Origin of the sequence: Halobellus sp. (assembly GCF_042218505.1) — an archaeon.
Taxonomy (GTDB): Archaea; Halobacteriota; Halobacteria; order Halobacteriales; family Haloferacaceae; genus Haloquadratum.
Genome location: NZ_JBDGQZ010000047.1, coordinates 15,494 through 39,657 on the forward strand (window position 1 = coordinate 15,494; position 24,164 = coordinate 39,657).

Consider the following 24,164-nt stretch of genomic DNA (forward strand, 5'->3'; position numbering starts at 1 on the left):
CCCAGAGAGAATAGCCCCGCTTCAACGGTCCATACAGGCGCGTCACGAAGGTCGGAACAAGCAGTAAAATCTCTGAAACGCCTGTTTGTAGGCCTATAGAGTTATAAGATTACAGACGCTCGTATCTCGTGAAGCCCACTACGGCGGAGGGGTGCGACCGTGCCGTGGTTGGAATCTACGGTCGAGAACACGACAATATATAAAGGGGACACACCGCTGTCGTGCGAATCTCGACCACCCGAGAGAAGTGGGACCGCCCGGATTCGAACCGGGGTCACGGGCACCCAAGGCCCGAAGTATACCAGGCTAACCCACGGTCCCGCATCTCTAGGTCGATCCGACACCGAGTAAAGCATTTCGTTCGGTCGGCGACCACGGGATCGACCGCTCACAGCCCCCAGATGACGACGATGCCGACGGTCGTGACGGCGCCCAGGATCAACTGCAGCGGGCCGCCGACCCGAAGATAGTCGCTGAATCGATACCCGCCGGGACCGTAGACGAAGAGATTCGTCTGGTACCCAACGGGCGTCATAAACGCCGTCGACGCCGCGAAAGTGACCGCCAGCACGAACGAGAAGGCGTTCGCACCGAGTGCCTGTGCGGCCTCGACGGCGACGGGGATCATCAACACGACGCTCGCGTTGTTCGAGATCACGTTCGTCAGGAGCGCAGTCAAGAGATAGAACACCGCCAGGACGCCGACAATTGGGAGCAGGTCCCCGCTGGCGACCACGAGATCAGCCAGCAGTGCCGCGCCGCCGGACGCCTCCAGTGCGATCCCGAGCGGGATCACCCCGGCGAGCAGGAAGACCACGTCCCACTGGACAGCGTCGTAGAGTTCCGGCGGTCGGAGACACCCGGTGATGACCATCCCGAGCGCGCCCGCGAGCGCAGAGACGACGATGGGCAGGACGTCGAGCGCTGCGAGTCCGACGACGCCGAGAACGATTCCGAGCGCGACCGGGATTTTGGACTCGCGGTAGTCGTGCGTCTCGATCTCCTGCGCGACGATGAAATCGCGGTTCGCGTCAAGCCGCTCGATGCTGTCGGCCGTCGCCTGCACCAGCAGCGTGTCACCGACTCGGAGCGTGACGTCGTCCATCCGCCGGCGAATGAGGTCCTGCCCGCGCCGGAGCGCAAGCACCGTCGCATTGTACCGCTGCCGGAAGCCCGCCGAAGCCAGCGACTCACCGACGAGCGACGACCCTGGGGAGATCACGATCTCGACGAGGTTCTGTCTGGACTCGCCCGCTTCGAGTTCCGCCTCGTCGACTGCCGTCGGAACGATCGAGAGGCCTTCGACGTCGAGCAGATCGACGAGCGTGTTGCGGTCGGTCCGGAGTGCGAACACGTCACCCACCTGGATCTGCTTGGGTCCGAGGGGCTCCAAAAAAATCTCGTCGCCGCGGATCAGTTGAATCAGGTCGACGTCGAAATCAGTCTCGACGAGTGTGCGCCGGACCTGTTGCCCGACGAGTGGAGACTCCTCCCGCACGACGATCTCCGTCAGATACTCGCCCATCTCGAACTCTTCGGTGAGATCCTGCCGGGGTCGGATCCGTTCGGGCGTCAGCCACTTGCCGACCGTCAGCAGGTATGCGGCACCGACGGTCGACACTACGATTCCGAGCTGCGTGAACTCGAACATCGTAAACGATCGACCGATGAGCCGTCCGGACAGTTCCGAGGCGAGAATGTTCGTCGAGGTTCCGATCAGCGTGAGCGTTCCGCCGAACATCGACGCATACGAGAGCGGCAAGAGGAGTTTCGACGGCGACGTCCCGCCCCGCTCGGCGAGATCTGTCACCATCGGGAGGAGAATCGCGACTGCCGCGGTGTTGTTAATGAACCCCGAAATCGGGCTGACGACGCCGATCGTCGCGCCGAGTTGCCGGTCGACGCTATCGCCTGTAAACGAGGCGATCATCGCACCGAGCCGCTGGATGACGCCCGTTCGCTGGACACCCTCGCTGAGGATGAACATCGCGAGCACCGTCAGCGTGGCCGTGCTGGAGAATCCGGACAGCGCGTCGGCCGGGTAGTCGGCGAAGAGGACGATCGGCTCCGAGAGCAGTCCGTAGCCCGCAGCGATCGCCGAGGCCGGCTGTATCAGCACCAGTGAGACTAGCACGCCCAGTGCGGTGATATCGACCGGGACCGGCTCGAGTACGAAGAGCGCGAGCGCACCGAGAACCACGAGGAAGACGACGAGCGTCGCCGGCGTAATCGAGACCACAGCCGGGAGTCACCGCGGTCCTGCAAAAGACTGTGGGATACGGCGTGAGTTTATCTACGAGGGCGGGACCAGATGCCCCGTGCGCTGAACGCGATTCCGCGCCGGACAGCGGGTGTGCGGCACGTCGGCGCGGAGCCTGAGCGGTGTGCCGCCTGTTCGCCAGACGAATCCGAGACAGGACGGAGCGACGAGGTCGGGCTCGGCGAGGCGGGAGCGTCGGTGGACGACACCCGACTCAGCGCTCTTCTTGCAGTTCCATCTCTGCGATTAGATCGTGCGGTTCGGTCCCGGAGCGGATCAGATCCAGGATGCTGAAGGCGTCGCTCGGCGAGAGGAAGTGCCGACAGACCGCGCGCCCCAGGTCTGTAGGTTCGAAGCCGTCGATGAACTCCCACTGGAGGAGTTTGCCCAGCGCGTGCTTCGTGGGCACGTCGCCGACCATCCGGTCGTTCAACCGCTTCGCGCGCTTGCCGGCGACGACGACGTTCGCCAAGGTCTCTTCGGCGGCGGCGGTCTCGTCGTAGTGCGTCAGCACGTCTTCCATCTCGCCCTTCAGGAGCTTGAACGCCAGTTCATCCTCGGTCATCTCCATCGAGTTGTGGTAGGTGCAGTCGGGTTCGACCAGGAGGTAGACGGTTCCCTGGTCGTGGTAGTCCGGGCGGCCGGCCCGACCGAGCATCTGCTCGAACTCCTGGACTGAAAGCCACTCGATGCCCATCGCCAGCGAGTCGAAGATCACCTGTGAGGCCGGGAAGTCGACGCCGGCTGCGAGCGCCGCGGTCGTCACGACCGCTGCCAGATCCTGATCGCCGAACTGCCGTTCGACCTGCTTCCGGCGGCCGTAGTCGAGGCCGGCGTGATACGGCGCGGAGGCGTACTCGAGTTTCCGCGAAATCTCGTGACACCGTCGGCGGGAGTTCGTGAAAACGATTGTCTGCCCGCGGTAGCCCTTCGAGGACTTCGAGTCGAACTCCCGCCGGACTAACTTGTTCACGATGTCGGGCTTTTCACGCCCGTCAGCGAACGTCACGTGGCGCTCGATTGGGACCGGGCGCTCTTCGAACTCGATTAACGTCCCGCGGAGACGCTCGGCCAGTGATCGGGGGTTCCCGACCGTCGCCGAGAGGTACACGTATTGAGCCCCATCGTAGCTGTCGCGTCGACGCTCGCGCTCCTCACAGAAGTACTTGAGTCGGCTGATCAGTCCGTCGAGGCGGTGACCACGTTCCCCCTCTTTTAGCGTGTGGATCTCGTCGATGACGACCGTGCCGATGTCGCCGAGATCCTTCCCCGTCCGGAGTGCGTGGTCGATCCCCTCGTAGGTCCCGACGACGACGTCCGCGTTCGGGTTAAAACGGTTGCCGTCGTCGTTGATTCGGGAGGCACCCACGCGGATCGTGACGTCGAGGAGGTCACCGTATCGGTCCTCGAAGTCCTCGTGTTTCTGGTTCGCGAGCGCGACCAGCGGAACGAGAAAGAGCAGTTTGCCCTCGCCCTTCAGGGCGCGGTCGAGTCCCGCGAGTTCGCCGACGAGCGTCTTCCCGGTCGCCGTGGCGCTCACCACGAGTTGATCGCGCTCTTCGAACAGTCCGTTGTCGACCGAGAGCGACTGCACCGGAAGGAGCGTCTCGAAGCGGTCCTCAACGCGCCGCTGGAGCTCGGGGTGGAGGTCGAGCGTCGAAGTTTTCACCAGGTCCACCTCGTCGGTCGTCGCGCTGACGGTGTCGAACTTGGTGAGGTCGGGGTCGAGGCCGCCCGAGAGGAGATTCGAGATGCGATCGAGATCCTGCGTTTCGAGGAGGAGATCCTCGAGGCGATCCTGGGCCGCCCCGGTGAGTCGTCCCGAGGCCGAGAAATCGAGTTCTCGTTCGAGTTCGCGCGTCGCGCAGTCCGGACAGATGTACTCGCGATCGGTCTTGATCGCCGTCTCATCCGTGATCGGCGAGTAGCGGCCATCGGACGCACAGTAGCGGCACGTACGGACGACCAGCGCATCCAGTTGGTAGCCGTCCAGCATCTCCTGTAACTCCCGCCGGCGACCCTTCGAGGTCTGCTCGGAGATCCGGATCCGGGAGGCGCGTCGCGCGAGTTCGACGAACTGACTCGGGTCGCGTGGCTCCTCCGTTGTTCCGCGTTTGATCCTGAATTTCGCGGGCCGCGGGCCGGCGCTGGTCTCCTTCAGTTCCAGACGGGCGCGGAAGACGCGCTCGCTGTCGCGCTCGACGACCACGAGGAAGTCGTCCCCGGACTCGTGGAGAAAGAGCGTGTCGACGCGGCCGACCTGTTGAGACACATCCGCTGTTATGGAAAGCAGGTATTTCAGCGATTCGTCTGCGGTCGTTCCCCCCTGTGCAGGGCCTGTCGGTGGGTACGGGAGCGTGGGCACCCCCGATTGGACTTAAGTCCCGTCACCGACTACGTATCGCTATGCGTGGCATCCGCATTGGTAGTGCGTTCGGTATCCCGGTCAAACTCGATCTCACGTTCCTCCTCGTACTGCCGTTCTTCGCGTGGCTCATCGGCAACGACGTCGCTCAGTTGACCGGGGTCGTGAACGACCTGTTCGGTTCGACGATCGATGTCGGGGCGCTCACCGCCGGATCGGTGCAGTGGGTCCTCGGCGCGGCAGCGGCACTCGGACTCTTCTTTTGTGTGCTTCTTCACGAGTTCGGGCACTCGCTGGTCGCGATGCGTTTCGGCTACAAGATCGACTCCATTACCCTGTGGCTCTTCGGCGGCGTCGCGAGTTTCGCCGAGATGCCCGAAGATTGGCGGCAGGAGCTGTCGATCGCTATCGCGGGACCAATCGTCAGCGTCGCGCTCGGGGCGATTTCCTTTGTCGCGTTCCTCGCCCTGTCGGGAACGCTCGATCCGGTGAGGTTTGTGGTCGGCTACCTCGCGCTGACCAACGTTGTACTCGCGATCTTCAATATGCTTCCCGGCTTTCCGATGGACGGCGGACGAATACTCCGCGCGCTGCTCGCACGGAATCGACCACACGCGAGGGCGACACAGATTGCCGCCGAGGTCGGCAAGGTGTTCGCCTTCCTGCTCGGCCTGTTCGGCCTCTTCGCGAACCTGTTTCTCGTCGCACTGGCGTTCTTCATCTATATGGGCGCGTCTTCGGAGGCCCAACAGACGGTGATGAAGGCCGCGTTCCAGGATGTCACGGTCGAAGACGTGATGACGCCGCGCGACCGCCTCGACGTCGTCGACAGGAATACCAGCGTCGCGGAACTGCTCGAACGGATGTTCACCGAGCGGCACACGGGCTATCCGGTGATGGACGGCGACCGCCTGGTGGGGATGGTCACACTCGACGACACCCGATCGGTCCGGGAGGTCGAACGCGACGCCTATCGCATCGGCGAGGTGATGTCCGACGACCTAGCGACAATCAGTCCAGATGAAGACGCGATGACCGCCATCGAACGGATGCAGGAGTACGACGTCGGGCGGCTTCCAGTGGTCGACGACCGGGACGAGATTGTCGGGCTCATCTCCCGCTCGGATCTTATGACGGCGTTCAACATCATTCAATCGCGCGGGACCCTGTCGTCGCTGTCGCCGCGGGACACCTCGAGCCTCCCGAACCCGCGGTAAACGATATGGAGACAGTGTGCCGAGCGGCGATTCGATCAGTTCGCAGACGATTCGTCCGACTCAGTTTCCGCCGCTGAGGTGAGCTCGAAGTCCGCCGCTTCGCGGAGCCATGCGACCGCTTCGTCGACAGTCGCCGCGTCGTCGCCAGTGAGTTTGAGTCGAGTGCGGCTGGCTTCTCGATTCGGATAACTCCCGACTCGGACGCCGAACTCCTCGGCGACGTCCCCCAGAGCGGAGGCGAGCGCTCCCTCCGGTTCCGGCGAGTACAGCGTCCGCGCGTCGACGTCGCCCGCGAACTCGGCGGCGACGTTATCGAAGACGGCACGCATCTCTTCAGGAATCCCCGGCAGGACGTACACGTTGTCGGCGACGCATCCGGGCGCGAGGCCCTCGGGATTCGGGATCGGTGTCGCGTCCGCCGGCATCGATGCGTACCACTCCGCGCGGAGTTCGAAGTCGAGATCCGGATTCTCCTCGAAGATCCGATCGATGGTCTCCTGAACGTTCGCCTCGGCGACGGGATTGACGACCAGGTCGCGGTCGAGGCCGTCCGAGACGGCGGCCATCGTGACGTCGTCCGGGGTCCCACCCAATCCACCGGTGACGAGCACGGCGTCGAATCGCTCGCGCCACTTGCGGATCCGTTCTGCGACGAGGGGTTCCTCGTCGGGGACAACGATGATGCGGGCGACGTCGACGCCGCGGGCGGTGAGTTCCCCCGCGAGCCACGTCGCGTTCGTGTTCTCGATATCGCCCGCGAGCAGTTCGTTGCCGACCGTGACGATTGCAGCGTTCATACCCATTGGTTGGGAGGTGACCGTTTAAGCCCGTCTTCGCGCACTGCAAAGCGGAACATCCATATTCTCCGGCACGAATCCCGGGTTATGACAGCACTTGACGACACCCGCGTGCTCTCCGGCCTCGCGCTCATCCTCGTTGGATCGGTGCTTTTTGTGCCGGCTATGCTGCCGAACGCGTCGGCGTTTTCGACCTACGCACTCGTCCCAGCGGCGCTATTTCTGACCGTCGGGACGTGGCTGGTGGGGACCTCCAGCGAGTCGTCCCCGGTGTGAGTATATGCAGATTTATTGCCTCTGGCCACGTTCCTGCAATGTATGCTAGACGAGCTACGCCGCGCAAATAGGGGTACACGGGTCCAGTACGTGATGATGGTAATCTTCGGAGGGCTCTGTATCCTCGCGGCGTTCGCGCCGTTTCGGGAGGTCATTCGGATCACGACTGTCGGGACCCTGTTCGGTTTCACTGCGGGGCTATGGGTTTCGCATCTTATACAGGTGCTCAGGCGGGCTATCGACGCACAGCAGTCAAACGTCCAGACCGCTGCCGAGACACAGTGACTCAGCCCGAATCACAGCCGCAATCTGACGGTTCGTCGGAACAGTCGGGGTTTCTCAAGGGAATCGAATTCCTCACCGGGTCGGACCCCAACCTCGGGTCGTTCCTGCTCACCATCGGGATCGTCACGTGCGTGTTCATCGCGCTGTTCCAGTTCACGTTGCCGTCTCCGGTGTCGCACCTGCTCACGGCCGGTGTGATCATCATCACAGTCGTCAGTGCCGGGTTCGCCGCCTTGCTCGACTCGCTGAACTACTTCGACGAGACGACCGAATCGACGCCCCAGGCAGGTTCGGACACGGTGCAAGACGACAAACCCTGGGTCCCCAAGGAGCAGGTCTCAGCGTCGTTGCCGCCGATGATTAATTTCGACGAGGAACTCCGCGAACTGCAGGCGCACTTCGATGGGGACCTTCCCGACCAGCTGACACCCTTCATCGAGGACTACCGGCGGCTCAAAATGAACCCCGAAAACCGGATGTCCATTGCGAGCGACCTGCGGGCAGATCTGAACCCGATTAGCGTGATCCTCGACGAGGATACCCCGGAGTACCAGGTCTACCAGCGGATAAGCGACGGACTGTTCCGGTACATCGGAGACAGCGCCGGCCACCTCACCGTCACAGATGCGACCAGCCGTGACGCGGCTGGCCAGCCGCAGGAGATCAAAACGGTCGCTGGGGACCTCGCGGTTTTCGACATCTCTGTGCGCAACGAGGGCGAGGCGACTGACGTCGAGGTAGTTGTCGAGTTCTACGACGGCGACGAGTCGCTATCGACCTGGACCGGTTCGTTGAAATCCGTGAGTCCGGGAGCGACCGAGGCCATCTCGACCAACATCTACGTCCCGGAATCGGCAGACCGGATGCGAACCGACGCTCGGCCCGCGTAAGACGACGGGGACGGAACGTTTGGGAGAAGAAACGGTGCTAAACTCCCGCCTTCACACCCGTCTTGCTGACAACGAACGTAATCACGACTCTTCAGCCACGCTCTCGTCCGCATAACGGTGCTTCTGACGCCCGGGGTTTGGCTCGTCGGCACGTCAGAAGATGGACCCGCAGTCTGGCTCAGGTCACAGCGGTGCATACGTCAATCTCGACCGAGTCGCCGTCGCGGTCTGTGGTGGGGAAGCGTATCGAAATATGGTAGTTCTGGCGGCAGCGACGAGCACTCTCCGAAAATCCGGCGGACTGGATCGATGCGTCACGGCGATGGATCACACAAAGACTATGTCCCCGTATATATATTATTCACGCAGACACCCGACTGTGCCGCACACGAGTGCGCCCGAAACGTCGGCGGCGAGCCCCCACGCCGGCAGGTCCCCACATAGGCACAGTCAGTCCAGTCGCCCGAACAGCCGCAGTGAGACCTGAGATCCCCACGTAATCCCCAAGCTATGACACGAGATACCTCCCGAATCCGCGCCGTATCGCTCGCAGTCGTTATCGTTCTGTCAGCCGTCGCCGGCAGCGTTGCGTTCACCGGGTCGGCAGGAGCCGTGAGCGGCGTGACAGAACAACAGTCGTTCGACCCGAGCACTGTCTCCGAGGACACCTCAGAGACGTTCAATTTCAATTATTCTATCAGCAGCGTCAACACGAGCGACAACGTCACGGTCAATCTCACGATTCCCAGCGCGTTCACCATCGATGACGCCAGCAGCGTCGTACTAGTCAACGAGACAGGAGGAACGATCAATAACACCCCCACCGTCCAGAGCGATAACAACGTAACGTTATCCGGGAATTCCTCGACCTCGACGGTCTACCTCCGGGGGAGTATCGATCTCAGCAGTCCGTCAGTCAACTCCGACCAGACGTACACGCCGGAGGTTACTGCAAGCGACAACGATGGGAGTGCGTCCACCGTCGGGTCGTCGATTACCGTCGAGAACGTCCCACCGCTTCAGGTCACAGAGGAGAACGCATTCCAGCCGAACACAGTGAACGGTTCGACAGAGAACACTCATCGGTTCAATTATTCGTTCACTGGCGTAAACACAAGCGTCCTCTCGAAGTTCGTGATAGAAGTCCCGAGCGAGTTCAGCTACGAGAGTGACGATGTCGTTCTCAGAAACGCCAGTGGGGGACTGGTGAGCGATACTCCCTCGCGGAGCGGAACGACGTTTACGTTCAACGAACAACCATCGACTGAGACGGTGTACCTGACGGGGAATGTCAACCTAACCAGTCCTGCGGTTCCATCGGGACAAGAATCATCTCAGTATACCCTCAATATCAACGGGACGGATCCGAACGGAAAGTCGGCCTCACTTTCGGATACGATCACTGTCAATTATCAGGGCGGTTCGCCCGGCGATCCGGAGGCCCTGAACGCGATTCAGTACGTACGGCCGTCGGACAACACGCCCGTCGTGGAGGTCTCGTTCTCCGAAGACGTCCAGAACTTCGGCTCGAACTACGCGCTTTACGTGGAAGGTCAGGGGCAGCTGACAAACGGAAACGGGATAGTCAGCGTCAGCGAGGCGCAAGGTCGCGCCGTCATCGAACTCGACCAGACTTACAGCCAGGATATGACGCTCGACCTGCAGAACGGTATCACCGATCCCGACGGGAACGCGCTCACGAACACGGGCAACAGAAGCGTTAGATTCGCGCCCACGTCGGTCGCCGCCGGCGATAGCGCTACCGCGTACAATGGAGCGAACGTCTCCATCGTTGCTTCCTCGTCTGGTACGGGCGTCGTAGTCGAAGCAACAGACGACAACAATAATTACTTCTTCGACGGATCGACAGGGACCAACAGCCGCGTGTTCGTATTCGGAACTGAGCAGCGCGCCTCCGGCGACTACGAGGCCGACATCACTGGCGAGGGCACGGCCTCGATTACGGTGCGAAGTCTCGGCCTCTCAGTTTCAGTCGACGATCAAAATGTGACGAACGCCGGGAGCATAGACGGCACGGTTGAAGCACGAGCGGGCAGCCGTGAGGTCAGACTCGAACTCCTCAACGACGACGGGGAAATCCCTGAGGGCGTGAGTGAACGACTGGTACAGCTTTCGGGCCAGGGGAACTACGAGTTCAGGTATGATCTCGAACAGCTTTCGCTCGAAACTGGTGAGTACACTGTCCGGGTCACAGACACGACATCGGGCGTCTCGAACGAGTCAGACACTATCACCGTGCGTGAAGCCGGTGACACGGAGGCGACCTTCCCGAACCGAGTCCCACAAGAGGAACGGGGTGACGTCGCTGCCATCGTAGTCGAACTGGCGAATACCGACGAGGCGACGCTACTGATCGGTGGTGACAACGTCGGCTACGAAGCGAACGTGACTGTTCGAGACGCCGGCGGCGACGATCAGGACGGACAGGTGACTGTCTACTTCAACACGTACGCCGCAACGTCGTACGGAACTGGATCGTTCAATAGCGAAAACGAGGTCTTTAGCGTCAGCGAGAATGACGAAATCGTCAGCGGCGAGGTGACGAACGGTGTCTCGGACCTCCTCGACGCAGAGATCTATCCCTTAGAAGCCTCGGTTGATGGGCGAGTGACGGACGTCGCTCAGCTCGATCTCCGACCGCGGCGGACTACCACGCTTCGAACCTGGACCGCACCACAGAACCGCTACGGCGATCTCGACAATACGGCGGACGTGCTGACGGCGACGGGCGACTGGCTCACACGCGATTCCGAGATCGCGTTCGGTGACTCCATCGTCTATGAACTCCAAGCGTCTGGTCTCGAGGGCGCACTCGACGCCCGCGGCGAAGAGACCGTCACGTCGGAGTTCTTCACATTCGCGAACGGGACCGGTAGTTCCCCAGCAGCGCGCTTTACGGTCGAACAGCGAGATCCCGGTGCGAACCAGGATCCGCTGATCCTGCAAATGAACGCGAGTAACTCCCGCGTCATCGCTGATTCCGAGAACAACACGTACTACATCGTTACACGGACGGGCGACTCCGGACCCGCTGGTGTCGAAGACACCGACACCGACGGCGTGATTGATGCGGGCGAGAACAACTACGGGAGCATCGGTAACAACGAGGGCCTCAACGCGTCGTTCACTGTCTTCGGTGACGACGAGAACAACCTCGACCTGACGGGAGGAGATAACGATCAGACCGTCTCGGCGAGCTACTCCCTGACACCTGCGGAGTTCACGATGAACGAACCGTTCAACGTCACGGCGGCGAGCGGCCAGGAAGTCTTCGGGGAAACGACGGTCGCGCCCGGAACAGAACTGACGATCCGCGTCCGGAGTGGCGACGGAGTGCGCCCCCCGTTCCTGAAGACCGGAACGACGACGGTCAACTCAGACGGACAGTTCCTCGTGACGCTGTCGTTCAACGATACCAGCCCCGGTGATACGTACACGGTGATTGTGACCGGAACGAGTCCGGCGTCCGATCTGGAAGTTGAGGGGACGGTTCAGCCGGTGATCCCGACCGCGACGACGAACACGCCGGAGGAGACCACGACCATCACGACGACAACGACGACGACCGATACCCCGACGAGGACCACCGCGACGCCCGGAACGACAACAACGGAGATTCCCACCGTCCAGACGCCGACCACGACGCCCGGATTCGGCGTCGCGACCGCGCTGATCGCCCTCGCAGGGGCCGCGCTGCTGGCCCTCCGCCGAGGTTGAGGACGGGGAGGTAACCGTCGAGTTCGACAGCGAGTCACGACCGGTCGCGACCGGGTGCTCGGATCAGCCGTTCGGTTCCGTTCGGTCGCTTCGGGCGGGTCGTCCGAGTTGTGATTCGACGACGTCTACCTTCTCTTCGGCGGTCGTATCGCTCGTCCGCTTGTCGTCGATCTTCAGGACGGTGCTCACTCGGTCCGCGTCGACAGCGCAGTGGGCCGCCTCCGCTGCCGCGAAGAGCGTGCCGACGTCGTCGGCTTCGATCACGGTCCCCATCGGATTCGTTTCGTACTCGACGTCGAACGACTCGAGCGCGTCGACGGCGGCCGCAACTTCCTCGGCCATACTTCCCTCGATCACCGGGGCGACGCTGAGCAGTGCGATGACGGTCATTGCTGACTATTCGAGCGCGGGACGCAAAAACGGTTTACTCGACGTCTGCAACGGGTGACCGCGAAGGAAATCGCCCGGATCAGGTGCACCGCTTCGGCGGCGGACTGCCTCGACCAGTGGAGGAGAACCGGAGGGGAACCGCAAATGGTGGGTAGTGGACCGAGCGCCAGCAGGCCGGGGCGCCGACAACCCCTCACCCGGCGGGTTGTTCGTCGAGGCCGGCCGAGTCGTCCGTCTCGTCGGCGTTGCTCGCCTCCGACAGTTCACTCTGCGTGGTGGTCGACGCCGAGTCCCCGCCGGCCGACGGGTTCTCGAGCAGTCGCGGGAGTGCGGTGTTGGCGAACGTCAACCCGACGACCAACAACATCGGGGCCAGGAAGAGGCCATAAAAACCGAGCACCACCGGACCGAGCGTGTACGCCAGCATCAACATCCCCACGTGGGTGTCCTCGCCGCTGAGTAGCGGCCGCAACACGAGATCTGGAATCGTGTCGACGACGACCACGGCGACAGCGAAGAACCCCGCGACGAACAGGAGGTTCGCCGGATCGCCGTTGAGCGCGATCGGGAGCGCGGTCGCGATCGTGAGGGGGACGTAGATGATCTTCATCCCGACGACCGGAACCAGGCTCGCGACCCCGGTGAGCGCGCCGGCGAGTGCGGGATACGGGACCTCCGCGGCGGCCGGAACGAACGTGTTGTACGCGCTGAACGAGCCGATCGCGATCAGCGCGATCGCCAAGACGTTCAGGAGGTTCCCGAAGAGGACGGCCTCCAGTTCGCGATCGACGGCCTCGAGGTACTCCCGGATGATCGCCCCGTCGTCGAACTGCAGGAGCCACTCGCTGATCCGGTGGCCGTCGATCAGGAGGTAGTAGGTCACGATCACCAGGACGAACAGGTTGAGGAAGAAATCCGAGATCAGCGTCGTCAGGAACGCCGCGTGCTCGGTGGCGAAGTCGATGAAGGGCTGGAGATCACCGGCCTGATAGGCTTTGTAGAGTCCCTGAACGCTGAATTCGGGAATCTCGTCGATGCCGGCGAACCACTCGAAGTTCCGACTGGCGACGTCGATAAGGGCGTACTGTTGGATGAACTGTCGTGCCTCGATGACGAGCAGCACTGCCGCGTAACTGATCAACAGCATCAACGGGATAGCCAGGGAGGCCATCACGACCGCGGCCCGGACGTTCGCGGGCAGCCGGAAACGACTGAGGGCGTGGTGATAGCGGCGCGTCGAGTAGTAGAGGAACACCGAAATCGTCAGCGGGGCAATGAACTCGAAGGCGAGCACACCGATGACGATAGCGACGAGGATACCGAAGAGGGCGACGACCAGGCGGTTCCCATTCATACCCCGAGCGTCTCCGTGTCCGTACTAAAATATGACTTTGTTGCCGGTGGAAGGACAACCGTTTCGATCACGCTCTCGGCCGGGTTGCCAGGCGATCAGTACAGCGCGCCCGTTCACTGTCTGGTGAGAGCACTCCGCAAAAAAAACGGTCGTTCAGGGACCTTCGAGAGAGAACTGACTCTCCTCGATCTGCGTGAGAGCCGCGTCAAATGCGTCCACAGCCGTGTCGAAGGTACCGTGGTGGTCCCACTCGCCGTCAGGAGACGCAGTGTACACATCGAAATCGCCGCCTCGATACTCGTGGGTCTCGACGTACAGTTCATTCTCGACGGTACCATCGTCGATGAGCAACCAGACGCCCAATTCTTTTCCGCCTTCTAGTTCGCGCCGTCTTTCCCAGTGCATATATTAGCATTAGGCGCTGGGCATCTAAGCGCTAGCCTTCCCAATATACCGCCGCCTGTGCAACTGACCTCTGCCGACACGACTGTTGGGTATGGACCGTCTGTTCACCGCTTCGGTTGAACCCGATTACCCACGGACTGTCTCATCGCGGGGTTATCGGTTCGAATGCAGGTGTCACACCGATTCCGTTCGCGCGCTGCGACTCGTCGGGCGCAAATCCAGGTGTACACTCACTCAACTCAGGTGTCGCAGCGCGACGAGGCGCGTTGCTGGTGGGTTGAGTTTGAGAGAAGTGCGCTGGCTGGGATTTGAACCCAGGTTGTGACCATGGCAAGGTCACGTGATACCACTACACTACCAGCGCGTAGTGCGTTCGTCTGCGTCTCAAGCGATGCGAGATTCGTAAATAAGACTTGCGAATCGGAGGGAAACCGGACGATGGCGTGGGGTATCGTACCACGGTTGCCAGAGCACGAAACGCCCGCCAACCGGAGTGTGACGGCCTCACACCCACCGCGAGCTTTCGCTACTCTTTTACCGTCCCCTCCGGTATTAGTGGTACAGTCTAGACGTGACGCTGAAGGGATCGGTATGACGCTGACCGTACTCGTGCCGTCCTCTCTCGTCCGGGAAGCCGAAGACAAGCGCGAGGCAACTCGCAAACTCGGCTACGTCGCCCGTGCGGCGACGGTGTTCCGGGCGGACCGCCTAGTCGTCTTCTCCGATTGGGAAGGCGAACGGCGGTTCGGGGGCGAGTTCGTCGAAACGGTGCTTCGATACGCTGCCACGCCACCACACCTCCGAAAGGACCTGTGGGGGCGACGCGACGAACTGGAGTACGTCGGTGTTTTGCCGCCCCTCCGCGTCCCGTCTACGACCGGCTCCGAGTCAGCCGATTCGGGGTCGTTAACACAGGGAATCGTGACCGAGGTCGGACCTGACGGCCGCGTTCGGGTCAATTGCGAACTGCAACACCCGGTCTCTCTCCACGTGCCTCCGTCGATGGAGGTCGCGGAGGGAGCACGCGTCGCCATCAGGATCTCTTCGCGAGAACCGGTCCGTGCGCGGATCGTCGATGAGCCCCTCGCGGGCTTCGACGTGTCCCGGACGGACCTCGAGGAAGCACTCGGCCGCGCCGACGCGGGCGTCCGAATCGCGACGTCCCGCTTCGGCGAGGCACTGACAACGACACGGCTGCCGGAACTCGCCTCGCGCATCGAGCGCGAGGGGGCGACAGTCGTATTCGGGTCACCAGGCCGCGGGCTTCCGGCTATCCTCGACATCACCCTCGAGGATACGGTCGAACCCGTTGACGGTCCGGGGTTCGACCTCTGGCTAAATACGATTCCGCGGCAGGGCAGCGAGACGGTGCGAACCGAAGAAGCGATGTTCGCCTCGCTCGCGTCCCTGACACTCACGGAGTGATCATATGCCACAACCAAACAGACCACGAAAAGGTTCGATGGGCTTCAGCCCGCGCCAGCGTGCGGCCAAGGAAGTCCCACGTATCCGGTCGTGGCCCGACGACGAGGGCGCGCCCGGTCTCCAGGGCTTCGCCGGCTACAAAGCCGGGATGACCCAGGTGATGATGGTCAACGACGAGGCCAACTCCCCCCGTGAAGGGATGGAGGAGGCCGTGCCGGTGACCGTCGTCGAGACGCCACTGATGCGCGCCGTCGCCCTTCGAGCCTACGAAGATACACCGTACGGTGCAAAGCCCCTCACGGAAGTGTGGGCCAGTGAGTTCGACGAAGACCTCGACCGCATCCTCGACCTCCCGAACGAGGACACCTTCGAGCGCGACGCCGACGACCTCCGCGATGCGATGGAGGCCGGTGACGTCGACGACGTCCGACTCATCACCCACACCGTTCCGGGCGGGATGAAGAACGTACCAAAAAAGAAGCCCGACGTAATGGAGACCCGAATCGGCGGCGGCTCGGTCGACGAGCGCGTCGATTTCGGACTCGAACTCCTCGAGAACGGCGGCGAACACGAGATGGCCGACGTCTTCCGCGCCGGCGAGTATCTCGACGTCGCCGGCGTCACCAAGGGCAAGGGGACACAGGGCCCCGTCAAGCGGTGGGGCGTCCAGAAGCGGAAGGGCAAACACGCCCGCCAGGGATGGCGGCGCCGGATCGGTAACCTCGGTCCGTGGAACCCCTCTCGCGTGCGCTCGACCGTTCCCCAGCAGGGGCAGACGGGCTACCACCAGCGGACAGAACTGAACAAGCGCCTCATCGACATCGGTGAGGGCAGTGAACCGACCGTCGACGGCGGCTTCGTCGGCTACGGCGAAGTCGACGGACCGTACGCGCTCGTCAAGGGCTCGCTCCCGGGCCCCGACAAGCGCCTGCTTCGGTTCCGTCCGGCCGTCCGACCGAAGGACCAACCGCGCCTCGATCCCGAGGTGCGCTATGTGTCGACCGAATCGAATCAGGGCTAACCAATGAAGGCAACAATTCGCGACCTGGACGGCGAGGACGCCGGCACGCTCGACCTTCCCGAGGTCTTCGAGACGGTCTTCCGTCCGGACCTCATCGAGCGCGCTGTCGTCGCCGCGCAGGCCAACCGAAAACAGGCGTACGGTGCCGATCCCTTCGCAGGGCTTCGAACTCCGGCCGAATCGTTCGGCAGCGGCCGCGGGATGTCGCACGATCCCCGCGAGAACGGGCGTGCACGACGCGTTCCGCACACGGTCGGAGGTCGGAAGGCACACCCGCCGAAGGCAGAGAAAGACCAGGGTAAAGATATCAACGACAAAGAGCGGAAGCTCGCCGTTCGCTCAGCGCTCGCCGCCACAACGGACGAAGAACTCGTCCGCGAGCGCGGTCACCAGTTCGACGACGACGTCGATCTCCCGCTCGTCGTCGCTGACGACTTCGAGGACCTCGTGAAAACGCGAGAGGTCGTCGAACTGCTCGACGCGCTCGGCGTTCACGCCGACATCGAGCGCTCCGACGAGAACAGGAAGGTCAAGGCGGGTCAGGGCAAGGCCCGTGGGCGGAAGTACACCCGACCGAAATCGATCCTCTTCGTCACGAGCGACGAGCCGTCAAAGGCGGCGCGGAATCTCGCCGGTGCCGATGTGGTCACCGCATCCGACGTGAGCGCAGAAGACCTCGCGCCCGGCACGCAGGCCGGCCGACTCACGCTCTTCACCGAGAGCGCAGTCGAGGAGGTGGCCTCGCGATGAGTTCGCTCATCGAGCATCCGCTCGTCACCGAGAAGGCGATGGACGAGATGGACTTCGACAACAAACTCCAGTTCATCGTCGACCTCGACGCCACGAAGCGCGAAGTCGCCGACGAGGTCGAATCCCGCTACGAGGTGTCGATCGTGAGCGTCAACACACAGGTGACACCGCAGGGCAAAAAGAAGGCGACCGTCCGACTCCACGAGGACGACGACGCGCAGGAAGTCGCCTCACGAATCGGGGTGTTCTGATAATGGGACGACGAATTCAAGGTCAACGTCGCGGCCGCGGCACGTCCACGTTCCGGGCGCCGTCACACCGCTACAAGGCCGAACTCTCGCACAAGAAAGCTGAATCGAGCGACACCGTCTCCGGGACGGTCGTCGACATCGAACACGACCCCGCACGCAGCGCGCCGGTCGTCGCCATCGAATTCGAGGACGGCGACCAGCGCCTCATCCTCGCACCCGAGGGCGTCGCCGTCGGCGACACAATTCAGGTCGGCGTGAGCGCAGAGATCAAGCCCGGGAACACGCTCCCGCTCGCTGAGATCCCCGAAGGGGTCCCGGTCTGTAACGTCGAGCGCCAACCCGGCGACGGCGGGAAGTTCGCCCGCGCGTCCGGAACGAGCGCGCAACTGATGACACACGACCGCCGTGTGGCGGTCGTCCAACTCCCCTCCGGGGAGGTCAAGCGGCTGAACCCGCAGTGCCGCGCCACGGTCGGCGTGGTCGCCGGTGGCGGTCGAACGGAGAAGCCGTTCGTGAAGGCCGGTAAGAAGCACCACAAGATGAAAGCCCGCGGCATCAAGTGGCCGCGCGTTCGCGGTGTCGCGATGAACGCCGTCGACCACCCGTTCGGTGGCGGCGGCCGACAGCACCCCGGACAGCCGAAGTCCGTCTCGCGGGACGCCCCGCCGGGACGGAAAGTCGGCGACATCGCCTCGAAGCGCACCGGTCGCGGTGGCAAAGGAGGCAAGGACTAATATGAGTTCGGAATACCGTACCGGCCGCGAAGGTGAGTTCACCTACCGCGGCTACACGCTCGACGAGCTGCAGGAGATGTCGCTCGAAGAGGTCGCGGAACTGCTCCCCGCTCGACAGCGGCGAACCATTAACCGAGGACTCTCCATCCAGCAGGAGAAACTGCTGGAGGAGGCCCGCGAGGCCGGCGTCCAAGAGACGGCCAACGACCCGATCCGGACGCACCTCCGAGATATGCCCGTCCTTCCCGACTTCGTCGAGAAGACGTTCGAGGTATACACCGGGCAGTCGTTCGAGCGCGTCCGCGTCGAACCCGAGATGATCGGGCACTATCTGGGCGAATTCCAGCTGACCCGGACGTCGGTCGAACACGGGCAGGCCGGAATCGGCGCGACCCGGTCCTCGAAGTTCGTGCCGCTCAAATAACCTATGGGTATCAACTACAGCGTCGAGGCCGACCCGGAGACCACCGCCAAGGGAATGCTCCGCGAGCGGCCCATCAGCCTGAAGCACAGCAAGGCCGTCTCCCGCGAGATCAAGGGGATGACCGTCGCAGACGCCGAATCCTACCTCGAAGACGTCATCGACAAGAAGCAGTCCGTACCGTTCCGGCAGCACAACACCGGCGTCGGTCACCGCTCGGACATCGACGGCTGGGACGCGGGACGGTACCCCGAGAAGGCGTCGAAGGCGTTCCTCGAACTCCTGCACAACGTCGCGTCGAACGCGAACGAGCAGGGCTTCGAGGGCCGCTCGATGGTCATCAAACACGTCGCCCCCCACAAGGTCGGCGAGCGCCAGGGCCGCAAGCCCCGGGCGTTCGGTAGCGCCGATCCGTGGAACACGGTCGAGTGCGACGTCGAACTCATCATCGAAGAACCCGAGGAGGTCGAAGTCTAATGGCCGACGAACACCAGTTCATCGAAGACGGACTGCAGCGCTCACAGATCGACGAGTTCTTCGCTGACGAACTCGGTCGCGCCGGCTACGGCGGGATGGACGTCGCGAAGACTCCGATGGGTACCCAGATCGTTCTGAAGGCCGAAAAGCCCGGGATGGTCATCGGCAAGGGCGGAAAGAACATCCGGAAGGTCACCCGCGAACTCGAAGAGCGATTCGACCTCGACGACCCCCAGATCGACGTGCAGGAGGTCGACGAACCGGACCTCAACGCCCGCATCGTCGCGGATCGGCTGGCCAACGCGCTCGAGCGTGGCTGGTACTTCCGCAAGGCGGGCCACACGACGATCGACCGCATTATGGAGTCCGGCGCACTCGGCGCCGAGATCGTCCTGAGCGGGAAGGTCACCGGCGCGCGCTCGCGCGTCGAGAAGTTCAACCGTGGCTACATCAAGCACAACGGCGAACCCGCCCAGGAGATCGTCGACGAGGGGCAGGGCGTCGCCGTGATGAAACTCGGCACGATCGGCGTGACGGTGAAAATCATCCCGCCGGGTGCAGAACTGCCCGACGACTTCGAGATCCACGAGGACGTGGACGTCGAACCCGTCGAGCAGGTTGCAGAGAGCGAAGGCGTCGAGGAACTCCTCGAGGAAGAACCCGAAGAGATCCCCGACGTCGGCGAGGACGAGGACGTCGAGGTTCCCGACGAGACGCCTGAAGAGGTCATCGACGAGGAAGTCGTCGAAGAGGTCGTCGAAGAGTCCACCGAGACTGCGGACGTCGACGACGACGTCGACGTGCCAACCGAATCCGACGTCGAAGAGGAACTCGACGAACTCGACGAGGACGTCGAGGCCGAGGCCGAAGAACTCCTCGATGAGATGGAAGCGGCCGACGAGGGGAGTGAGGAGTAATGGCGATCCTCTACGCCGAAGAGATCCGCGATATGACGGCCGCAGAGCGCGAAGCCGAGCTCGAGGAGCTCGAAACTGAACTGCTCAACACGCGGGCCGTTCAGGCCGCCGGCGGTGCCCCGGAGAACCCGGGGCGCGTCAGCGAACTGAAGAGGACGATCGCGCGGATCAAGACGATCCAACAGGAAGAAGGCGACTTCGACGCGGACCAGGAGTAAGATCCCGATGGCACTGACACCCGAGACACTGACACGACACGAACTCAACGGCCTCCGCGTGGCCGTCGTCGACGCGCCCAATTCCGACCTCGTCGGGACCGCAGGCCGCGTCGTCGTCGAGACGATGCAGACCCTACACGTCGACGTCAGCGAGAGCGACGCCTCATCCGCCGAGAGCGCGGACGACGGCTCGACTCGGGTGAAACAGGTGCCGAAGCAGGGCTCCACGCTGGAGTTCGAGCTTCCCGCCCCGGACGACCCGTCCGGAGCGGGTAACGACGAACGCGGACACGAACGCACAGATGAAGCCGCCGACGCTGCGAAGGCGTCGGGGACCGCGTCCGAACTTCGGTCGGAAACTGCCGGCGGATTGGAAGCCGGTCAGTCTGGCCGTTGCCAGGGCGCGGCCTACGTTACGGTGGATGGCACACGACTGCTCTCACGACCCGCCTTGCGGACCGAAAAGGCAGGTGACACACTATGGCGATAGGACTGAACGTAGAAGAACCGGAGGAGGCCTGCTCCGACGAGAACTGTCCGTTCCACGGGACACTTTCCGTGCGGGGACAGACGCTCGAGGGCACGGTCGCCTCCACCGATATGGAGAAAACCGTCATTGTGGAACGTGAATACGACGTTCACGTTCCCAAGTACGACCGCTTTATGAAGCGGCGTAGTCGCGTTCCGGCCCACGCACCCCCGTGCGTGGATCTCGCGGAAGGCGACGCGGTACGCATCGCAGAGACCCGACCGCTGTCGAAGACCAAGGCTCACGTCGTGGTCGAGACCCTCGGAGGTGAGGAGTGATGGAGGCGCTGAAAGCCGACGTCACCAAAGGCCTCGAACGAGGCTCGCTCATCACGTGCGCCGACAACACTGGCGCACGCCAGTTGAAGGTCATCAGCGTGAAGGGCTACTCAGGAACCAAGAACCGACACCCGAAGGCGGGCATCGGCGACCAGATCACCGTCTCGGTGACCAAAGGGACGCCGGAGATGCGCCGCCAGGTGCTGCAGGCCGTCATCGTCCGCCAGCGGAAACCGATCCGCCGGCCTGACGGGACGCGCGTGAAGTTCGAGGACAACGCCGCCGTCATCATCGACGAGATGGAGGAGCCTCGCGGGACCGAGATCAAGGGTCCAATCGCGCGCGAAGTGGCCGAGCGCTTCGGGAGCATCGCCTCCACGGCGACGATGATCGTCTGAGGTGTAACGTATGACCAAACAACCACACAAACAGCGAACACGGACGCAGAACGCGCCCCTACACGAGCGGCAGGATCAGGTCCGATCGACGCTGTCCGACGAACTCCGCGAGGAGTACGGCCAGCGCAACGTCCGCGTCAACGTGGGCGACACCGTCGAGGTGCTCCGCGGCGACGACGCCGGTACAGAAGCCGAAGTCGTCGAGGTAGACCTCCGCGACACCGTCGTGCACGTCGAGGACGTGACGATCGAGAAGGCCGACGGCGAGGAAGTGCCGCGGCCGCTCGACGCGTCGAATCTCCGCGTGACGGCACTGGACCTGGAAGACGACCGCCGCGAGGCGCGACTCACGGAGGATAACGAATGACCCGACACCAGAAACGACTGTCGGCACCGAACGCCTGGCCCGTCGAGCGGAAGACGGGAACGTTCACGGTCAAGGCCGGCGCGGGCCCGCACGGTGAGGACGGGGTTCCCCTTCTCATCCTGCTTCGGGACGTGCTCGGCTACGTCGACTCGAAGAAGGAGGCCCGCTACGCACTGAACGAGGGCGCAGTCCTCGTCAACGGCGACGAGATCTCCGACGAGCAGCGCCCGGTGGGGATGTTCGACATCCTCGCGTTCACCGAGCGCGAAGAGTACTACCGCGTCTTTCCCCAAGAAGGCGGACGCCTCGCGCTGACCCCGATCGACGCCGACGCAGCCGGCAGCCGCCTCGGAAAGATCGTCGGCAAGCAGTTGGTCTCGGGCGGCGAGACGCAACTGACGCTGCACGACGGCGCGAACCTCCGCGTCGAAGACGGAAGCGAGTATAGCACGAAGGACTCGCTCGTCATCGACAACGAGAACAAAGAGATCGTTGCGCACTTCCCCTACGAGGAGGGCGCATTGGTCACTGCCGTCGACGGGTCGCACTCCGGCGAGATCGGCGTGATCGACGAGATCACCGTGACGGCCGGAAGCGGCGACAACACCGTCATCGTCGATACTGACGACGCGGCCTTCGAGACAATCGAAGCTTACGTCGTCGTGATCGACGAGAACTTCGTCGACGACGACGAGGCCGACGACACGGTGGCCATCGACGACGAGACGGCCGCCGAATCCGACGCTGACGGAGGTGACGACGAATGAGCGAGAGCGAAGCGTCGTTCCACGAGATGCGCGAGCCTCGGATCGAGAAGGTCGTCGCCCATATGGGCGTCGGCGAGGGCGGTCGCGAACTCGCGAACGCCGAGGAGATCCTCGAAGAGATCGCCGGGCAGGAAGCCGTCCGAACGACGGCGACGCGCGCCGCAACGCAGTTCGGTGCGCGCTCCGGTGATCCTGTCGGCGCGAAGGTCACTCTTCGCGGCGACGATGCCGAATCGTTCCTGGAGACGGCGCTGCCGATTGCAGATCTCAACGCGCGGCAGTTCGACGACACAGGCAACTTCAGTTTCGGCGTCCAGGAACACACCGAGTTCCCCTCCCAAGAGTACGATCCCCAGATCGGGATCTACGGGCTGGACGTGACGGTCAACCTCGTTCGCCCGGGCTACCGGGTGAAAAAGCGCGACAAGGCGTCGCGTTCGATCCCACAGGCGCACCGACTGACACCCGAGGACGCCATCGCGTTCCTCGAGAACGCCTTCGACGTAGAGGTCACAGACGTATGAGCGAATCAGAAACAGAACAGACGGGCGAGCACGCGAGTCGGCGCACGGGACAGACCCACGAGTGCCGTCGCTGCGGCCGAAATCAGGGTCTCGTCGGTAAGTACGAGATCTACCTGTGCCGCCAGTGCTTCCGCGAGGTCGCCCGCGAGATGGGATTCAAGAAGTACCGATAATTATGGCAGGAAACGATCCACTCGCCAACGCGCTCGCCGGTGTGGACAACGCCGAGAGCGTCGGGCACCTGTCGCACGAGATACAGCCCGCCTCAAACGTCATCGGCTCCGTCCTCGAGGTCTTCTACGACCGTGGGTACATCGACGGCTTCGAGTTCGTCGACGACGGCAGAGCCGGCCAATTCGAGGTCGAACTGAACGGCGCAATCAACGAATGTGGTGCCGTCAAGCCCCGCTACTCTGCGGGCGCAGACGAGTTCGAGAAGTGGGAGAAGCGATACCTCCCCGCCCGTGACTACGGGACGCTCATCGTCACGACGAGCCACGGCGTTATGAGCCACTACGACGCCCGCGACGAGGGCATCGGTGGACAGGTAATCGCCTACGTGTACTGAGACAATGAACAGAGTAGAAATAGAGATTCCGGACGAGGTCTCCGCCGAGGTCTCCAACCTCGATCTGACGGTCGAGGGGCCGAACGGCAGCGTCACGCGGACGCTGTGGTACCCCTCCGTCAGCGTCAGCGTCGAGGGCGACACCGTCGTCGTCGAGTCCGAGGAATCGGACGCGAAGACGAACGCGACCGTCGGGACCTTCGAGAGCCACGTGTCGAATATGATCCACGGGGTCACCGAAGGCTGGACGTACGAGATGGAAGTCTACTACGCCCACTTCCCGATGCAGGTCAACGTCGATGGCGACGAAGTCGTCATCGAGAACTTCCTCGGAGAGAAGTCCTCGCGACGGACGCCGATCCGCGGAGACACAGACGTACAGGTCGACGGCGAAGTGGTCACCCTGACGGGTCCCTCGAAAGAGGACGTTGGGCAGACCGCCGCCGACATCGAACAACTCACTCGCGTGACGGACAAGGACACGCGCGTCTTCCAGGACGGCGTCTACATCACGCAGAAGCCGCAAACTGGAGGTGCCTGAA

Annotated in this window: 29 protein-coding genes and 2 tRNA genes; 23 read left to right on the plus strand and 8 right to left on the minus strand. The window is 63.0% G+C overall.

What is annotated here, in order from left to right; all coding sequences use genetic code 11:
* Window positions 1–248: 248 nt before the first annotated feature.
* The 3 genes from ABEI27_RS12225 to ABEI27_RS12235 all read right to left on the minus strand — a co-directional run bounded on the left by ABEI27_RS12225 (window position 249) and on the right by ABEI27_RS12235 (window position 4,532).
* Window positions 249–321, minus strand: a tRNA-Pro gene (locus ABEI27_RS12225).
* Between the two features lie 67 nt (window positions 322–388).
* Window positions 389–2,239 (minus strand): SLC13 family permease, encoded by a 1,851-nt coding sequence (locus ABEI27_RS12230; protein ID WP_375799684.1) that lies wholly within the window; start codon window positions 2,237–2,239, stop codon window positions 389–391.
* Between the two features lie 235 nt (window positions 2,240–2,474).
* Window positions 2,475–4,532, minus strand: coding sequence for a DEAD/DEAH box helicase (locus tag ABEI27_RS12235; protein WP_375799685.1), 2,058 nt, complete (start codon window positions 4,530–4,532; stop codon window positions 2,475–2,477).
* 134 nt (window positions 4,533–4,666) lie between these two features.
* Between ABEI27_RS12235 and ABEI27_RS12240 the strand changes: the two genes are divergently transcribed.
* On the plus strand, window positions 4,667–5,842 hold the full coding sequence (locus tag ABEI27_RS12240; protein ID WP_375799686.1) for a site-2 protease family protein: 1,176 nt from the start codon (window positions 4,667–4,669) through the stop codon (window positions 5,840–5,842).
* 35 nt (window positions 5,843–5,877) lie between these two features.
* On the opposite strand, the gene ABEI27_RS12245 is transcribed toward ABEI27_RS12240, so the two are convergent.
* On the minus strand, window positions 5,878–6,639 hold the full coding sequence (locus ABEI27_RS12245) for a competence/damage-inducible protein A (protein WP_375799687.1): 762 nt from the start codon (window positions 6,637–6,639) through the stop codon (window positions 5,878–5,880).
* A gap of 87 nt (window positions 6,640–6,726) precedes the next feature.
* Here ABEI27_RS12245 and ABEI27_RS12250 point away from each other — a divergent pair, with 87 nt between their 5' ends.
* The 4 genes from ABEI27_RS12250 to ABEI27_RS12265 all read left to right on the plus strand — a co-directional run bounded on the left by ABEI27_RS12250 (window position 6,727) and on the right by ABEI27_RS12265 (window position 11,828).
* Window positions 6,727–6,915, plus strand: a complete 189-nt coding sequence (locus tag ABEI27_RS12250) for a hypothetical protein (protein WP_375799688.1) — start codon at window positions 6,727–6,729, stop codon at window positions 6,913–6,915.
* Between the two features lie 42 nt (window positions 6,916–6,957).
* Complete coding sequence (locus ABEI27_RS12255) at window positions 6,958–7,200, plus strand: hypothetical protein (RefSeq protein ID WP_375799689.1); 243 nt, start codon at window positions 6,958–6,960, stop codon at window positions 7,198–7,200.
* On the plus strand, window positions 7,197–8,090 hold the full coding sequence (locus ABEI27_RS12260) for a hypothetical protein (RefSeq protein ID WP_375799690.1): 894 nt from the start codon (window positions 7,197–7,199) through the stop codon (window positions 8,088–8,090). Before ABEI27_RS12255 ends, ABEI27_RS12260 begins: the two co-directional genes overlap by 4 nt.
* Before the next feature lie 510 nt (window positions 8,091–8,600).
* Window positions 8,601–11,828 carry a BGTF surface domain-containing protein gene (locus ABEI27_RS12265; RefSeq protein ID WP_375799691.1) on the plus strand — a complete coding sequence of 1,076 codons (3,228 nt, stop codon included), beginning with the start codon at window positions 8,601–8,603 and terminating at the stop codon, window positions 11,826–11,828.
* Between the two features lie 63 nt (window positions 11,829–11,891).
* On the opposite strand, the gene ABEI27_RS12270 is transcribed toward ABEI27_RS12265, so the two are convergent.
* From ABEI27_RS12270 to ABEI27_RS12285, 4 genes are all read right to left on the minus strand, one after another.
* The gene (locus ABEI27_RS12270) at window positions 11,892–12,218 is read right to left on the minus strand and encodes an MTH1187 family thiamine-binding protein (RefSeq protein ID WP_375799692.1); all 327 of its coding nucleotides are present in this window, start codon (window positions 12,216–12,218) and stop codon (window positions 11,892–11,894) included.
* Between the two features lie 193 nt (window positions 12,219–12,411).
* Window positions 12,412–13,572 carry an AI-2E family transporter gene (locus ABEI27_RS12275; RefSeq protein WP_375799693.1) on the minus strand — a complete coding sequence of 387 codons (1,161 nt, stop codon included), beginning with the start codon at window positions 13,570–13,572 and terminating at the stop codon, window positions 12,412–12,414.
* Between the two features lie 153 nt (window positions 13,573–13,725).
* A complete protein-coding gene (locus ABEI27_RS12280) occupies window positions 13,726–13,977 on the minus strand; it encodes a hypothetical protein (protein ID WP_375799694.1) in 252 nt (83 codons plus the stop codon).
* A gap of 293 nt (window positions 13,978–14,270) precedes the next feature.
* Window positions 14,271–14,341, minus strand: a tRNA-Gly gene (locus tag ABEI27_RS12285).
* Window positions 14,342–14,568: 227 nt separating this feature from the next.
* On the opposite strand from ABEI27_RS12285, the gene ABEI27_RS12290 reads away from it, so the two are divergent.
* From ABEI27_RS12290 to ABEI27_RS12375, 18 genes are read left to right on the plus strand one after another with little or no spacing between them, the layout of a single operon-like run.
* Window positions 14,569–15,402 carry a putative RNA uridine N3 methyltransferase gene (locus ABEI27_RS12290; protein WP_375799695.1) on the plus strand — a complete coding sequence of 278 codons (834 nt, stop codon included), beginning with the start codon at window positions 14,569–14,571 and terminating at the stop codon, window positions 15,400–15,402.
* 4 nt (window positions 15,403–15,406) lie between these two features.
* A complete protein-coding gene (locus ABEI27_RS12295) occupies window positions 15,407–16,423 on the plus strand; it encodes a 50S ribosomal protein L3 (RefSeq protein ID WP_375799696.1) in 1,017 nt (338 codons plus the stop codon).
* Window positions 16,424–16,426: 3 nt separating this feature from the next.
* A complete protein-coding gene (gene rpl4p / locus ABEI27_RS12300) occupies window positions 16,427–17,173 on the plus strand; it encodes a 50S ribosomal protein L4 (RefSeq protein WP_375799697.1) in 747 nt (248 codons plus the stop codon).
* On the plus strand, window positions 17,170–17,424 hold the full coding sequence (locus tag ABEI27_RS12305; protein ID WP_375799698.1) for a 50S ribosomal protein L23: 255 nt from the start codon (window positions 17,170–17,172) through the stop codon (window positions 17,422–17,424). The genes rpl4p and ABEI27_RS12305 overlap by 4 nt, the downstream gene beginning before the upstream one ends.
* Before the next feature lie 2 nt (window positions 17,425–17,426).
* Window positions 17,427–18,158, plus strand: a complete 732-nt coding sequence (locus tag ABEI27_RS12310) for a 50S ribosomal protein L2 (protein ID WP_375799699.1) — start codon at window positions 17,427–17,429, stop codon at window positions 18,156–18,158.
* A gap of 1 nt (window position 18,159) precedes the next feature.
* Complete coding sequence (locus ABEI27_RS12315) at window positions 18,160–18,582, plus strand: 30S ribosomal protein S19 (RefSeq protein ID WP_375799700.1); 423 nt, start codon at window positions 18,160–18,162, stop codon at window positions 18,580–18,582.
* A 3-nt stretch (window positions 18,583–18,585) separates the two neighbouring features.
* Window positions 18,586–19,056 carry a 50S ribosomal protein L22 gene (locus tag ABEI27_RS12320; protein WP_375799701.1) on the plus strand — a complete coding sequence of 157 codons (471 nt, stop codon included), beginning with the start codon at window positions 18,586–18,588 and terminating at the stop codon, window positions 19,054–19,056.
* Window positions 19,056–19,973: a 30S ribosomal protein S3 gene (locus tag ABEI27_RS12325; protein ID WP_375799702.1), complete on the plus strand. Its 918-nt coding sequence runs from the start codon at window positions 19,056–19,058 to the stop codon at window positions 19,971–19,973. The genes ABEI27_RS12320 and ABEI27_RS12325 overlap by 1 nt, the downstream gene beginning before the upstream one ends.
* Entirely contained in the window at window positions 19,973–20,191 is a 219-nt protein-coding gene (rpmC, locus tag ABEI27_RS12330) for a 50S ribosomal protein L29 (protein ID WP_375799703.1), read from the plus strand. Before ABEI27_RS12325 ends, rpmC begins: the two co-directional genes overlap by 1 nt.
* 7 nt (window positions 20,192–20,198) lie before the next feature.
* Entirely contained in the window at window positions 20,199–20,681 is a 483-nt protein-coding gene (locus ABEI27_RS12335; RefSeq protein ID WP_375799704.1) for a ribonuclease P protein component 1, read from the plus strand.
* Complete coding sequence (locus ABEI27_RS12340; RefSeq protein WP_375799705.1) at window positions 20,672–20,998, plus strand: 30S ribosomal protein S17; 327 nt, start codon at window positions 20,672–20,674, stop codon at window positions 20,996–20,998. The genes ABEI27_RS12335 and ABEI27_RS12340 overlap by 10 nt, the downstream gene beginning before the upstream one ends.
* Window positions 20,998–21,396, plus strand: a complete 399-nt coding sequence (locus ABEI27_RS12345; protein ID WP_089766860.1) for a 50S ribosomal protein L14 — start codon at window positions 20,998–21,000, stop codon at window positions 21,394–21,396. The genes ABEI27_RS12340 and ABEI27_RS12345 overlap by 1 nt, the downstream gene beginning before the upstream one ends.
* A gap of 10 nt (window positions 21,397–21,406) precedes the next feature.
* Window positions 21,407–21,763, plus strand: a complete 357-nt coding sequence (rplX, locus tag ABEI27_RS12350) for a 50S ribosomal protein L24 (protein WP_375799706.1) — start codon at window positions 21,407–21,409, stop codon at window positions 21,761–21,763.
* The gene (locus ABEI27_RS12355; RefSeq protein WP_375799707.1) at window positions 21,760–22,530 is read left to right on the plus strand and encodes a 30S ribosomal protein S4e; all 771 of its coding nucleotides are present in this window, start codon (window positions 21,760–21,762) and stop codon (window positions 22,528–22,530) included. Before rplX ends, ABEI27_RS12355 begins: the two co-directional genes overlap by 4 nt.
* Complete coding sequence (locus ABEI27_RS12360) at window positions 22,527–23,054, plus strand: 50S ribosomal protein L5 (RefSeq protein ID WP_375799708.1); 528 nt, start codon at window positions 22,527–22,529, stop codon at window positions 23,052–23,054. Before ABEI27_RS12355 ends, ABEI27_RS12360 begins: the two co-directional genes overlap by 4 nt.
* Window positions 23,051–23,227: a 30S ribosomal protein S14 gene (locus ABEI27_RS12365; protein ID WP_089766856.1), complete on the plus strand. Its 177-nt coding sequence runs from the start codon at window positions 23,051–23,053 to the stop codon at window positions 23,225–23,227. The genes ABEI27_RS12360 and ABEI27_RS12365 overlap by 4 nt, the downstream gene beginning before the upstream one ends.
* Before the next feature lie 2 nt (window positions 23,228–23,229).
* Complete coding sequence (locus ABEI27_RS12370) at window positions 23,230–23,622, plus strand: 30S ribosomal protein S8 (RefSeq protein ID WP_375799709.1); 393 nt, start codon at window positions 23,230–23,232, stop codon at window positions 23,620–23,622.
* A 4-nt stretch (window positions 23,623–23,626) separates the two neighbouring features.
* Window positions 23,627–24,163 carry a 50S ribosomal protein L6 gene (locus tag ABEI27_RS12375; RefSeq protein ID WP_375799710.1) on the plus strand — a complete coding sequence of 179 codons (537 nt, stop codon included), beginning with the start codon at window positions 23,627–23,629 and terminating at the stop codon, window positions 24,161–24,163.
* The last annotated feature ends 1 nt before the right edge of the window (window position 24,164 follow it).

What these genes read in the sequence shown, in the direction of transcription:
- ABEI27_RS12240 (WP_375799686.1), top strand. Translation starts at nt 4,667, where the DNA reads ATGCGTGGCATCCGCATTGGTAGTGCGTTCGGTATCCCGGTCAAACTC.
- ABEI27_RS12245 (WP_375799687.1), bottom strand. Translation starts at nt 6,639, where the DNA reads ATGAACGCTGCAATCGTCACGGTCGGCAACGAACTGCTCGCGGGCGAT.
- ABEI27_RS12250 (WP_375799688.1), top strand. Translation starts at nt 6,727, where the DNA reads ATGACAGCACTTGACGACACCCGCGTGCTCTCCGGCCTCGCGCTCATC.
- ABEI27_RS12255 (WP_375799689.1), top strand. Translation starts at nt 6,958, where the DNA reads ATGCTAGACGAGCTACGCCGCGCAAATAGGGGTACACGGGTCCAGTAC.
- ABEI27_RS12265 (WP_375799691.1), top strand. Translation starts at nt 8,601, where the DNA reads ATGACACGAGATACCTCCCGAATCCGCGCCGTATCGCTCGCAGTCGTT.
- ABEI27_RS12270 (WP_375799692.1), bottom strand. Translation starts at nt 12,218, where the DNA reads ATGACCGTCATCGCACTGCTCAGCGTCGCCCCGGTGATCGAGGGAAGT.
- ABEI27_RS12275 (WP_375799693.1), bottom strand. Translation starts at nt 13,572, where the DNA reads ATGAATGGGAACCGCCTGGTCGTCGCCCTCTTCGGTATCCTCGTCGCT.
- ABEI27_RS12280 (WP_375799694.1), bottom strand. Translation starts at nt 13,977, where the DNA reads ATGCACTGGGAAAGACGGCGCGAACTAGAAGGCGGAAAAGAATTGGGC.
- ABEI27_RS12290 (WP_375799695.1), top strand. Translation starts at nt 14,569, where the DNA reads ATGACGCTGACCGTACTCGTGCCGTCCTCTCTCGTCCGGGAAGCCGAA.
- ABEI27_RS12295 (WP_375799696.1), top strand. Translation starts at nt 15,407, where the DNA reads ATGCCACAACCAAACAGACCACGAAAAGGTTCGATGGGCTTCAGCCCG.
- rpl4p (WP_375799697.1), top strand. Translation starts at nt 16,427, where the DNA reads ATGAAGGCAACAATTCGCGACCTGGACGGCGAGGACGCCGGCACGCTC.
- ABEI27_RS12305 (WP_375799698.1), top strand. Translation starts at nt 17,170, where the DNA reads ATGAGTTCGCTCATCGAGCATCCGCTCGTCACCGAGAAGGCGATGGAC.
- ABEI27_RS12310 (WP_375799699.1), top strand. Translation starts at nt 17,427, where the DNA reads ATGGGACGACGAATTCAAGGTCAACGTCGCGGCCGCGGCACGTCCACG.
- ABEI27_RS12315 (WP_375799700.1), top strand. Translation starts at nt 18,160, where the DNA reads ATGAGTTCGGAATACCGTACCGGCCGCGAAGGTGAGTTCACCTACCGC.
- ABEI27_RS12320 (WP_375799701.1), top strand. Translation starts at nt 18,586, where the DNA reads ATGGGTATCAACTACAGCGTCGAGGCCGACCCGGAGACCACCGCCAAG.
- ABEI27_RS12325 (WP_375799702.1), top strand. Translation starts at nt 19,056, where the DNA reads ATGGCCGACGAACACCAGTTCATCGAAGACGGACTGCAGCGCTCACAG.
- rpmC (WP_375799703.1), top strand. Translation starts at nt 19,973, where the DNA reads ATGGCGATCCTCTACGCCGAAGAGATCCGCGATATGACGGCCGCAGAG.
- ABEI27_RS12335 (WP_375799704.1), top strand. Translation starts at nt 20,199, where the DNA reads ATGGCACTGACACCCGAGACACTGACACGACACGAACTCAACGGCCTC.
- ABEI27_RS12340 (WP_375799705.1), top strand. Translation starts at nt 20,672, where the DNA reads ATGGCGATAGGACTGAACGTAGAAGAACCGGAGGAGGCCTGCTCCGAC.
- ABEI27_RS12345 (WP_089766860.1), top strand. Translation starts at nt 20,998, where the DNA reads ATGGAGGCGCTGAAAGCCGACGTCACCAAAGGCCTCGAACGAGGCTCG.
- rplX (WP_375799706.1), top strand. Translation starts at nt 21,407, where the DNA reads ATGACCAAACAACCACACAAACAGCGAACACGGACGCAGAACGCGCCC.
- ABEI27_RS12355 (WP_375799707.1), top strand. Translation starts at nt 21,760, where the DNA reads ATGACCCGACACCAGAAACGACTGTCGGCACCGAACGCCTGGCCCGTC.
- ABEI27_RS12360 (WP_375799708.1), top strand. Translation starts at nt 22,527, where the DNA reads ATGAGCGAGAGCGAAGCGTCGTTCCACGAGATGCGCGAGCCTCGGATC.
- ABEI27_RS12365 (WP_089766856.1), top strand. Translation starts at nt 23,051, where the DNA reads ATGAGCGAATCAGAAACAGAACAGACGGGCGAGCACGCGAGTCGGCGC.
- ABEI27_RS12370 (WP_375799709.1), top strand. Translation starts at nt 23,230, where the DNA reads ATGGCAGGAAACGATCCACTCGCCAACGCGCTCGCCGGTGTGGACAAC.
- ABEI27_RS12375 (WP_375799710.1), top strand. Translation starts at nt 23,627, where the DNA reads ATGAACAGAGTAGAAATAGAGATTCCGGACGAGGTCTCCGCCGAGGTC.